The organism is Flavobacterium plurextorum (assembly GCF_002217395.1).
In the GTDB taxonomy this organism is placed as follows: Bacteria; Bacteroidota; Bacteroidia; order Flavobacteriales; family Flavobacteriaceae; genus Flavobacterium; species Flavobacterium plurextorum.
Genome location: NZ_MUHD01000036.1, coordinates 1 through 12,442, shown reverse-complemented (window position 1 = coordinate 12,442; position 12,442 = coordinate 1). Strand labels below are relative to the sequence as shown.

General features: G+C 34.7%; 8 protein-coding genes. 5 read left to right on the top strand and 3 right to left on the bottom strand.

Going from position 1 to position 12,442, the window contains the following annotated elements; translation table 11 throughout:
• Positions 1–2 precede the first annotated feature (2 nt).
• From B0A81_RS18510 to B0A81_RS18490, 5 genes are all read left to right on the top strand, one after another.
• A complete protein-coding gene (locus tag B0A81_RS18510) occupies positions 3–617 on the top strand; it encodes a DUF2291 domain-containing protein (RefSeq protein ID WP_089059378.1) in 615 nt (204 codons plus the stop codon).
• Position 618: 1 nt separating this feature from the next.
• Entirely contained in the window at positions 619–2,109 is a 1,491-nt protein-coding gene (locus tag B0A81_RS18505; RefSeq protein ID WP_089059377.1) for a sugar ABC transporter ATP-binding protein, read from the top strand.
• An 8-nt stretch (positions 2,110–2,117) separates the two neighbouring features.
• Positions 2,118–3,092 carry an ABC transporter permease gene (locus B0A81_RS18500; protein ID WP_089059376.1) on the top strand — a complete coding sequence of 325 codons (975 nt, stop codon included), beginning with the start codon at positions 2,118–2,120 and terminating at the stop codon, positions 3,090–3,092.
• 77 nt (positions 3,093–3,169) lie between these two features.
• Positions 3,170–4,459 carry a nucleoside hydrolase-like domain-containing protein gene (locus B0A81_RS18495; protein ID WP_089059375.1) on the top strand — a complete coding sequence of 430 codons (1,290 nt, stop codon included), beginning with the start codon at positions 3,170–3,172 and terminating at the stop codon, positions 4,457–4,459.
• Positions 4,460–4,531: 72 nt separating this feature from the next.
• Positions 4,532–6,037 carry an FGGY family carbohydrate kinase gene (locus B0A81_RS18490; protein WP_089059374.1) on the top strand — a complete coding sequence of 502 codons (1,506 nt, stop codon included), beginning with the start codon at positions 4,532–4,534 and terminating at the stop codon, positions 6,035–6,037.
• Positions 6,038–6,115: 78 nt separating this feature from the next.
• Here the strand turns inward: B0A81_RS18490 and B0A81_RS18485 are convergent, their stop codons facing one another.
• From B0A81_RS18485 to B0A81_RS18475, 3 genes are all read right to left on the bottom strand, one after another.
• Positions 6,116–7,036 (bottom strand): hypothetical protein, encoded by a 921-nt coding sequence (locus tag B0A81_RS18485; protein ID WP_089059373.1) that lies wholly within the window; start codon positions 7,034–7,036, stop codon positions 6,116–6,118.
• A gap of 269 nt (positions 7,037–7,305) precedes the next feature.
• Entirely contained in the window at positions 7,306–8,712 is a 1,407-nt protein-coding gene (locus B0A81_RS18480; protein WP_089059372.1) for a RagB/SusD family nutrient uptake outer membrane protein, read from the bottom strand.
• 33 nt (positions 8,713–8,745) lie between these two features.
• Complete coding sequence (locus tag B0A81_RS18475; protein WP_089059371.1) at positions 8,746–11,901, bottom strand: SusC/RagA family TonB-linked outer membrane protein; 3,156 nt, start codon at positions 11,899–11,901, stop codon at positions 8,746–8,748.
• Between the last annotated feature and the right edge of the window lie 541 nt (positions 11,902–12,442).

Sequence of the window (12,442 nt, the reverse complement as noted above, 5' to 3'; positions counted from 1 at the left end):
AGATGAAAAAAAAGTATGTTTATATTTTAGCCTTCCTTATAATAGCCATTCTAGGATATAATTCAGTTTATTTTAAAAAACTGAGCGATGTTAAAAAAGCACAAAAAGAATCTTTTGACTTTAAAGCTTATGCCGATTCCATTTACTATAAAGGCATTTTGAAAAGTAAAAAAACTATAGATTTAACCACATTAATTGCTTCGGTAAAATCCGATCAGCAAGCTGCTTTTAAAAATTATGGAAACCGTCTTGGAATAGGAAATTCAGCTTATTTTATGATTAAAAGCACTGGCAAAATTCTCGATATAAAAGATGGTATTTACACCATTGCTGACGAAAAAAATGGTATCATTTTTATTGACACCAAATACATTTTCGGAAATGCTTTAAGAGATGCTTCCGGTTTAGTCAAACTAACTGATTTTAAAACCAATGCTCAATTTAACAAAGTTTCGGAAAGCTTAAATGATATTGTTCGCAATGAGGTTGTGCCAAAAGAAATTAAAAAGGTGAAAATTGGTGATAGCATTTCATTCTCGGGAGCCATTAAATTGAGTAAAAAACAAACTCTGTTTACTGACCTTTTAATTATTCCATCACAAATTAAACTTCAGTAAATTGTTAGAAGCAATAAACATATCAAAAGAATTCCCAGGCGTAAAAGCACTCAATCAGGTAAATTTCAAATTTTATCCTGGAAAAGTCAATGCCATATTGGGAGAAAATGGTGCAGGTAAATCTACCTTGTTAAAAATCCTGACAGGTGTTTACACGCAATACGACGGCGAAATTCAGTTAAATGGACAAACAGTTTCATTTTCGAGTATAAAAGAGGCACAAAATGCAGGCATAGCTATTATTCATCAGGAATTAAATCTGATTCCTGAGCTGAGCCTAACAGAAAATCTATTTCTTGGAAGAGAAATCTTAACTCCTCTTGGGCTTTTAGATTCTTCAAAAATGGAAACGGAAGCCAAACGCATTTTCGAAAAAATTCAATTGAATGCTTCTCCTAAAACATTGGTTCAACAACTTAAAGTAGGAGAACAACAACTAATCGAAATTGCAAAAGCACTGCTTTGTAATGCTGATGTTATTTTGATGGACGAACCTACTTCTGCCTTAAGCGATAAAGAAATAGACAACCTGCATCGCATTATTTATGAGTTAAAAAAAGAAGGCAAAACTATTGTCTATATTTCTCATAAAATGGATGAATTATTCAAAATTGCTGAAAACTATACAGTTTTACGAGATGGTAACAGCATTGATGAGGGAGAAATGAAAAATACAACCGAACAGGATTTAATTCGAAAAATGGTAGGTCGTGACGTGCTTATTGAAAGAAAAAATACCCAAACCCAATTTCAAAACACTATTTTAAAAGTTAACAACCTTAATCTTAATCATCCCAACAATAAGAAAAGAAAACTCCTTCACGATATTTCTTTCGAATTAAAAAAAGGTGAAATTCTAGGCATATTCGGTTTAATGGGAGCCGGCAGAACCGAACTATTGGAAACCCTATTTGGCATGCATCCTGCAAATAGCCAGTATAATTTAGAAATTGACAAAAAAAATACATTTCACAAAAAACCAAAAGAAGCCATTGAAAATGGATTAGCCTTTGTGACTGAAGATCGTAAAACAGAAGGATTAATTTTAGGAATGGATATCTCATCTAATATAAGTCTGACCAGCTTACCTACCTTCGGGATTTTGAACCCTTCAAGAGATAAAGAATCCTCAAAGGATTATATCGAAAAATTACGCATCAAAACACCATCTGAAATGCAGCTCTGCCAAAATTTAAGCGGCGGCAATCAACAAAAAGTAGTTCTGGCAAAATGGCTCGCGACCAATCCTCAAATTTTAATGATGGATGAGCCAACACGCGGAATAGATATAAATGCCAAAAATGAAATTTATAATCTAATAAAAGAACTTGCAACTAACCAAATGAGTATCATTTTAGTTTCTTCCGAAATTCCCGAAATACTAGCCCTTTCGGATCGAATTTTAGTAATGGCTGAAGGGAAAATTAAAGCCTCCTTTCCGGCCAATGAAGCTAATGAAGATAAATTATTAAAATCAGCTTTACCAGAATAACCACAACTATGACTATCTCTCTAAACCACCCTATTATTAAGAAATCGCAATCCCTGATTGCATTATTTTTACTGTGTCTCTTTATCAGCTTATTGTCTGATAAGTTTATGACGAGCGCTAACCTTTGGAATGTACTAAGACAAATCTCTGTCAATGTTTGTATTTCTGTCGGAATGACCTTAGTGGTTTTGATGGCTGGAATAGATCTTTCAGTAGGTTCTGTATTAGGTTTCACCGCAGCAGTATGCGCCGGATTATTAAAAAACGGAATTCCTTTTGAGTCTATGGATTTATTTGTGGGTTTTTCCGTCTTAGGAGCAATTTTAGTATCGATTCTTATCGGAATGGCTTTAGGACTTTTTAACGGCTGGGTCATTACTAAATTCTCCATTCCTCCTTTTGTAGCAACGTTGGCCATGCTTACTATTGCCCGTGGGTTTACAATGCTTTATACGGAAGGGATTCCTATTTCTAATTTAGGTTCTGAATTTGAATTCATAGGTTCGGGCTGGATTCTAGGAATTCCGGTACCGGTATGGATTTCACTGACGATGGTTCTCATTGTTATTTTTTTAACTAAAAAAACAACCTTCGGAAGATATATATATGCAATCGGTGGAAATGAAAAAGCAGCTTTCTTATCCGGAATTAACATCAATAAAATCAAATTGGCCGTTTATGGAATCGCAGGAATGATGGCTGCTGTAGGCGGTGTTTTAGTTACTTCAAGGCTAAACTCGGCACAACCCAATGCCGGTATGAGTTACGAATTAGATTCAATCGCAGCAGTAGTTATTGGAGGAACTTCACTTTCAGGAGGTATTGGTACTGTTGCCGGGACTGTAATTGGCGCAGTAATTATTGGGGTTTTAAACAATGGATTGGTTTTATTGGATGTATCACCTTTTTGGCAGCAGGTCGTAAAAGGATTTGTTATTTTGTTAGCGGTAATCATTGATAAAATGAATCAAAAAAACAGATAATACTCCTAATAGCTCTTGTTATTGCTGTTACTTTTCAAGATGGCATTTGTCATACATAAATTCTTAATTTAAAAAACATGAAGAAGCTGATTTTCACGATTCTATTTTGCACCGTTTTTACCGTACTTCTAGCACAACAGCCAGTACCTGTTAAGCCCAGAATTATAGTAAGTACCGATATTGGAGGTACAGACCCAGATGATAACCAATCAATGATTCATCTCTTAATGTATAATGAAAAATTTGATATTGAAGGTCTTATTTCTTCACCTTCATATGGTGAAGGCAGTAAAGAAGAAATTATAAGAACCATTGATCTATATGAAAAAGATCTTCCAAAACTACAAAAACACATTCAAGGATTAGCAGCCCCAGAATATTTACGTTCAGTAACTAAACAAGGAAAACGTGGTCGTTTTCCTTTTAAAGGCTTTGCAACTTCAACAGAAGGATCGGACTGGATTATCAAGTGTGCTTTAAAAAAAGACAAAAGACCTCTTTGGATACTAATTTGGGGTGGTCTTGAAGATTTGGCACAGGCATTACATGATAAACCCGAAATCCAGAAAAATATAAAAGTGTTTTGGATAGGCGGCCCTAATAAAAAATGGAGTGCAGATAGTTATGCTTACATAGCAGCTAATTTCCCAAATCTTTGGTTTATAGAATCTAATTCATCATACTATGGATTTTTCTCAGATAATGTCGCCGAGAATTTAAACGAAAAAAATTACTATAAGAACTATATTAACGAGGCGGGATTTTTAGGCAAAGACTATAAAAATAACCGTTATGAAGGCAGGCTTAAAATGGGTGATACGCCATCATTACTCTATATGATGGATGGAGATCCAAATAATCCAATGAAAGAAAGCTGGGGTGGCAGTTATGAAAAAATAGCGCATAGCCCTAGAATTGTATTTGATAGAAATACGACAGTGAAAGATACTGTACCCGTATTTTCTATAATGGAATTTCATTTTAAAGGACCTATTATTAATATCCCTAAAGATTCAGCTTGCATCACAATGACTGTACAGGCAGAAATTGGCGAACAAAAATGGGAAGGATATTATATAGGCAATGGGAATTATGTAGTTAGATATTGCCCAAAACGTACTGAAAAATTAAGCTATAAAGTTACTTCGAACATTCCTGGATTTGAAACCCAGAGCGGCACTTTTTTAGTAAGCAATCTCTGGCCAGGCAAACCTAATGCAACAGACTATAATTTAGGTCATAATTGGTACACGGATCGACCAAATCCTGAACTTTATGATGATATTTGGCAAGGCGGTAAAACAGTTTTAAAATGGAGAACCGACGTACTTTTAGATTGGGCTAAACGCTGGGATTGGCTTAGATAATATCTTTATTTCACTCCAAAAAGGCTTATCACTCTCAAATTGTCAAAAATCAATTTTTACTGCAAAACATAAATGAAAAAATATATTCTAGCTATTGACCAAGGTACGAGCAGTACCAAAACCATACTTTTTGACGAATTAGGAATAGCTGTTTCCAAAGGCAGTGTAGACCTAAAAACAACTTATTTTGACAATGGTTTTGTTGAACAAAATCCAGAAGATATTTACCAAAATGTGCTTGATTCTGTTCGCCTTTGCTTGAATAATTTTACTGATCAGGGACTTCAGTTAACAGATATAGTATCTTGCGGCATCAGCAATCAAAGAGAAACATTTGTTCTTTGGGATAAAAACGGAAAAGCATTGGCTCCGGCAGTAGTTTGGGCCTGTAAGCGTTCTATTGATATTTGTACTGATTTAATTGAAAAGGGACAAAATGATATAATCAAACAAAAAACTGGTCTTCTTTTAGACCCTTATTTTTCTGGCACTAAATTGCTTTGGCTGCTGCAAAATGATGCTGCATTAAAAGAAAAAGCAACACAAGGCGAAGTGTATTTTGGAACAGTAGATTGCTGGCTTATGTATAAACTGAGCAACGGAACTCATTTCAAAACCGATTATACAAATGCCTCCAGAACATTGCTTTTCAATATTCATACTCTAAAATGGGATGTCGAAATTCTTAAAAAATGGGGATTAAACAACTTAAACCTGCCTCAGGTCTGCCCTTCATCACATGATTTTGGAGAAATGGATTTAAGTCAGATTTTCGACAATAACACCAATATTTCTATTCCAATTACAGCTTTAATAGGCGATTCTCATGCTGCTGCTTTTGGAGAAGGCTGTTTCGAAAAAGGTACTGCAAAAGTCACAATGGGAACAGGAAGCTCCATCATGATGAATATTGGCGACGAAGCCGTTTTATCAAATTTTGGAATGCTCACAACCATTTGCTGGAGCACTAAAGACCGAATAGATTATGCTCTTGAAGGCGCTATTGTTTCCTGTGGATCCACCATAGAATGGCTGAAAAATGAATTACAATTATTTTCAAACCCTGCTGAAACAGCCTCTATGGCAATGGAAATTAGCGACAACTCTGGTGTTTATTTAATTCCCGCTTTTAGCGGATTAGGCGCGCCTCACTGGCAAATGAACCGAAAAGCATCCATTGAAGGAATGACTTTTGGAACGACTAAGAATCATATCGTAAGGGCGGCTTTAGAAAGCATTCCCTATCAAATCAAAGATGTAATTGAAGCCATGACAAAAGATATGAAAGCGCCATTAAAATCTATTTCTGTAAATGGAGGTATGACACAAAATAAATTTGTCGTGCATTATTTAGCTGATTTATTAGAAATTCCGCTGAACAAGCAGATAAACTCTGATGTTTCTGCTTTAGGAGCTGCTTATTTATCTGGTTTAAAAAGCGGTGTTTATAAAAATATTGAACAACTCGCTGCTCTTGTTAAAAACCAAACAGAACAGGTTTTAACTAATTCAAATAATGAACTGCCTGCAAATGGATATTTGGGCTGGAAGGAAAAAATAAAAAAGGAAATAGTTTAAAATTAAATTAAAATCTGCTATAACCTAAAAAAGCTTCAGTAAAATCTGAAGCTTTTTAATTTATCACTAAATCAATTATTAAAGACCTAAATTAGGCAGCACAAAAGATTTAGTATTTGGGTGTAATCTTATCCATAACCCTGGATTTGCATTTAATTGTTGTAATAATTGATCTGCATCTGAACTCAACTGTGTATTAATTACGTTTGCGTAAGTTTGAACTTTAGCAGGGGCAGAATCAGCATCTACTACAGACTGAACGACCTTCTTGGCTTGTAATATGGCTGCTGGACCTAAAGTGAGAATATATTTTGCAGAACGACATTCTTTTTCATCATCTTCATTTATAAGGCTTCCACCTGCTTTAAACTTACTAATGTGATGCTCCAAAATGCTATTAGATATTGGAATTATCCCTGCTATGTGCTCACTTTTTACTCCAGAAAAAGGTTTAATGTAAGCCAAATGTGATGCATGGTTTTCTTCAGGACCATGACCTATAAAAAATATATCCAAACCTCCTAATTCTTCCAATTTAGTCAAATACTGTACAAGTGCAGACTCTAAATCTTCTGTATCTGTTTGAATTGGTGTAAAACTTTTGATCTTTTTAAAAAAGGCATCACCTAAAATACGCTCAAAATCTCTAACAAAACTTAAACCATTATTCATACTCAATGAAGCAAGCGCATCCTGAGTAAACACATTCAGTCTTGCAAGTAAAAGGTCTTGCTCTGTCGATTTGGCTAAGTCTCCAAGCAAACGGTGCAACTCCTGAGCCCCTCTACCACCAAGAAGAGCAATATTGATATCACCCTCTTTTGAGGCTGCAGTATCGTAAAGTTCCTTTAACATTGCCTGACCTACCTCTGCTTCACTTCCCAGAACAGTAGGAACTATGCCATAATCATTAAAATTAAATTCCTCGCCGCTCTTTTGAGACAACCACACATTATTATTCTCTTCGTATCTTGTAAATTGTGAATTTGATATATTCATTATGATTATTTATTTTATTTTAATTAGTTAGCATTATCTCGTATCCTTTATAAGAACTTTTTTATCTGAGCAGTTTATTTAAAATCAGGTTACTTTTAAAATTTTAAAATTAAAAAAACATTCCATCTAAACAAAATGAGTCCTTTATATAGGACTCATTTCTATCAAACTAATTATAACCCTAATGCAACTTTTTGAACTCATGGCCTACCGGTGTCTTGAAATAGTCCATAATTTTACCAAACGAGCATTAATCTTAAACGATCATTTTATTTATAAGCCTCATTTTGAGTAATAACACCTGGATTTTGATTAATTACTAAAAACGGAATAGGCAATAATAATTTCGCTTCGGTAAGCGTGATATTTTTACTGCTGCCTTTAATTACCGGGATAGCTCTTCCTGTTCTTATTAAATCAAACCAACGATGGAATTCGCATGCAAATTCTACCTGAGCTTCATGTTCTAAAGCAAGAGCTACCGTATTGTACTTAGTTGGATAACCTGCCGTTCCATAAGCTGGCAGCCCGACACGGGTACGAACTTCGTTCATGTATTTTGGATCTGCAGTTGCTTCTGTTAACATAAGAAGAACATCTGCATAACGAAGAATGATAAAGTTATTATCCGAAGCTTCTCTCAAACCATTAACAGGAGCTTTTGCATCTTTCCACTTAATTGAAAATTTCACATTAACAGTTGAACCATTAGGAGTTTTATATCCATTTTGAATAGAAATATCTCTCCTTGGATCATTTGTTTCATAGGCATTCCATAAATCATTGGTTATTTGATTAAATCCTCCTCCCCAAGCGGTAATCACACGATTGTCAACCGGTGTAAACATTGCCCAATATGAACTGTATGGATTAGCTACGCCTCCTTTATATTGAATCTCAAAAATAGACGATGCGCCATTTTTCTTCGTTAAATCCCATAAATCGGCATAAGGCACCAGACTAAATTTACCATACACTTTCAATAAAGTTTCTGCTGCTTTTGCTTTATTTCCAATAGTTAGATAAACCTTACCTAACAAAGTATTGGCAGCTTCCTGACTAGCAGCTCCTACAAAACGTTGACTTGTTTTTACAGGTAATTTAGCCGCTGCAAAATCAAGATCTTTAATAATTTGATCATAAATTTGATCCTTTGGCGTGCGCGCTTGTGCATAAGCTTGATCAATACTAATTGGAGTTGTAACCAATGGCACATCGCCCCAAGCACGAACCATGTCAAAGTAATATAAGGAACGTAAAAACTTTGCTTCTCCAATTAAAGCATCTCGATTGGCAAAATCAAGTTTTTCGGCGCTGGTAATAATATTATTTACAATATAGATTGATTTATAATAGTTATTCCAGAAATTAAACACTAACTCATTATCGATTGTCATCGTGTGCAATTCAAAACTTTCATAGTCTTGTATTCTTCCAGCAGCATTATCACTATAGGCGTTATCAGACATTAACTCACCATAGAATGATGGCAGACTTTCAGGACCATTTAGGAGATAAAGCGAATTATAAGCAGACCATAACGCTGTTTCAATATCTTTCTGAGATTTATAAAAATTCTCTTCATTAGCATTTGAAACAGGGGTTTTATCTAAAAAATCTGAACTGCATCCTATTACAAATAAGCTGCAAAAAAGCATTGTTATTATTTTTTTCATTTTTCTTACGTTTTAAATGATTTTTATCGATTTTTAAAAACTAACATTTAGTCCCATAGTAGCAGTAAAAGGATTTGGATACGCTCCATAATCGAAACCAACCATTGCACCAGATTGATAAGTACTGCCTTCTGGATCATATCCTAAATAATCCGAAAACACATGAACGTTTTCCATATTTACATATAATTTTATATTACTTATCTTCAGTTTTTGAACTAAATCTTTTGGCAGATTATAGCCTAAACGTATATTTTGGATACGAACAAATGATCCGTCTTCAACCCAATAACTTGAACCAAAATCCTGAACCGTGTTTGGCGACATACGAGGTTTCGGAATCATTCCGTTTCCTGGATCAGCATCCGATTTCCAGTAATTGTTTACAACAGAGTACATGTTACGGTTACCTCCACCTACACCTGATTTCAAATATCGGGCAGTATGATTAAGGATTTCTCCTCCCTGTGAACCGCGAAGCAAAACAGAAAGCTCAAATCCTGCGTAAGAAAAATTATTAGTCATACCCCATTGAAAATTAGGCTGATAGTTACCCAAATAAGTTCGGTCGTCAGAATTGATTTTACCATCGTTGTTAACATCTCTTACTCTTGGATCACCCGCTTCACTACCCGGCCATATAGGATATGCTTTACTGTTCAACTCCGCTTGTGACATAATTACACCATCAATAATATAACCGTAATACATCCCTACTGGCTGCCCTACTGCTGTACGTGATGTCATACTGCTCACATTAATATCTATTGGAGCATCATTTGCACCTAGTTTTAGCACTTTATTTCGATTGGCAAAAATGTTAAAATCAGTGCTCCATTTGAATTTTCTATCAATATTAATGGTACTAAGACTTACTTCAAATCCTCTATTCTCCAGCTCTCCGATATTCGTCAAAGTAGAAGAAAACCCAGAAATAATTGGAATAGGCACATTAAGCAATAAGTCCTTAGTTTTTGAATAATAAATATCACCCGTAAATTTCACGCGTCCGTTAAAAACACTGAAATCAACCCCAAAGTTAGTTTGTCCCGTTTTTTCCCATTTCAAATTTTTATCAGCAAAATTTGATGTATAAATACCTTGGTTCACCGTTCCAGAACTTACATATGGACTATAACCTAATAACCCAATAGATCCGTAGTTTGGAATCGAATTGTTACCGGTTTCTCCATAACTTAACCTAACTTTCAAATTAGTCAACCAAGAAGATTCTTTTAGAAAAGATTCTTCAGAAATACGCCATGCCAGCGATCCTGACGGGAAATACCCCCACTTGTTATTGGCTCCAAAACGAGAAGAGCCATCAGCACGAATTGCAGCAGTTGCCAGATATTTACCTTTATACGAATAATTGGCACGAGCCAAATAAGAAAGTAATGACCACTCTTCTACAAAAGTGTTACCGGCATTCACTACACCAGCATTCAAAGTATGCACTAAATCATTTGGAAAACTACCGGCTGTCATACTGCTTAAATCTGTACGCTGTTCTTGAGCAGAAAACCCAGCCAATACATTCAGATTGTGATTTTCATTAAATTTCTTATTGTAATTCAGCGTACTTTCTGAAATCCAATTATTAGACTGCAGCGTTTTGAAATCAGCCTGCGCTGGCACCCATCCTGAATATCCCCAATTTTGGCCTGCATTCCAATAGAAATTATGAACTGTATTCTCAATATTAGAACTCACAGAAGTTTTAAAAGTCAAATCTTTAATAATATCCCATTCAAGGAAAGAAGTAAGTATGGATACATTTGTTCTTTTTTTGGCAATTGCCTCTCTCGTTAAAGAATAAGGATGCCAAAGCTGGAAACCATATTTAGAAAATGTATTCCAAATTGAGGTAGGATCCTTAAAACCAAGACTTCCTGTTTCAACATAAAGAGGAAAAAATGGATCACTTTGCAGAGCAAGACCCACTACATCACTTTTTCCACCTGTACCGTATGGTGCTTCGTTTACCTGACTAAGTCCAATATTTATACCCATACGAACTTTATCATTAAACTTATGCTTAAGGTTTGATCTTACATTAATTCTTTGATAAGTGTTACTGTCCACAACACCTTCTGAACTTATATACCCTAATGATGTCATAAATTGCGTCTTCTCGGTTCCACCAGAAGCCGATAACTGAAAATTCATATTAGTGGCAGTTCTCAATGCAACATCCTGCCAGTCAGTTCCATTTCCGATACGGGCAATCCAAGCTGGATCAGAGAATTCTACCGGAACAGTTACACCAATCCCTCTTGTCGCAGATGGATTTGCAGCAACAATTGTTGCCCATGAATTGTTCCTTGCCGCAGTGTTGTAGGCAATAAATTCTTGTGCATTCATCATGTCAACTTTACGGTTGACTTTAGAAACACCACTTTCAAAAATTGCATCAATTTTGGTTTTACCTGCTTTTCCTTGCTTGGTCGTAATGATAACAACACCATTTGCTCCTCTGGAACCATAAATAGCAGCAGACGATGCGTCTTTCAAAATATCAATCGACTCAATATCGTTAGGATTAATAGAATTTAATGGATTTCTATTAAAACTCAAATTACTTCCTCCGCTAATTCCTGAATCCGTAGAAGTAGTTGTATTATCTTCTAGTGGAATACCATCTATAACATAAAGAGGAGTCGTTCCTGCATTTATAGACGAAGCTCCACGTATTTTTACGGTAGGAGCAAGACCTGGGGCACCTTGAGACTGTATAATTTGAACACCAGATGCCTGTCCTCCAAGTGATTGAAGTGCATTAACATTTGACCTTCCTTCCAATTTATCTGCACCAACAGAAACTACTGCTCCTGTTAAGTCTTTTTTCTTGACAGAACCATACCCTACAACAACTACTTCATCTAGTTTATTAGAGTCTTCTTCTAATTTAATCGAAATATTAGTTTGGCCATTTAACAAAACTTCTTTTGTTTTAAAACCTACATAAGTAACTACTAATACTGCTTTATCACTTTTTACCTTTAATGAAAATTTTCCATCAAAATCACTTTGAACTCCATTTGTGGTTCCTTTTTCAACAATATTTACTCCTGGCACAGGTAATCCGAGACCATCAGCAATTTTTCCACTTATTTCTTTTTGTTGCTGCCCATAAATTGGCATACATAATAATAGTCCGAGAAAAAATATATAATATTTTAGTTTCATTATTTTATTGGTTATTTGGTTGTTAGAAAATTTTATATTTTCACATTTAGTGAAATTGAATTGCTTTTTTAATTTTTCAATAGTTTATTTTTAGATTAATAATTTTACATTACACAGCATAATACGGCAACAATTTCCTGAGCTTTTAAAACATTTAGCCCGTTTCGATGCAAATTTTCGTTCCCAAACAATGACTGTATAAAAGTCGTTTTCTTTCAATTTTGATCTAGCCAGATTTTTTTTACTTCAACATATCGGTTAGCTCCGTGTTTTAAAATTATATTCCAAAAGAAATCGGAGTAAAAAATCAGGGCAGTTTTAGACTATTTGCAATTTTAAATAGCCTCTACTTTTATCTTTTTTCCATGTTTATATTTTTTTGGTTAGTTAAAAAACTTCTTACAATTCAGCATTCATGATTTTAAATAATAATTAAAAAAAGTCAATAATAAAATATAAATAACTACAAAAAAAATGACAAAACGAAAAAAATAGAAAGAAAAAAAAATCAAAAGAATAAAAAAAAGAATAAAAATAGAAG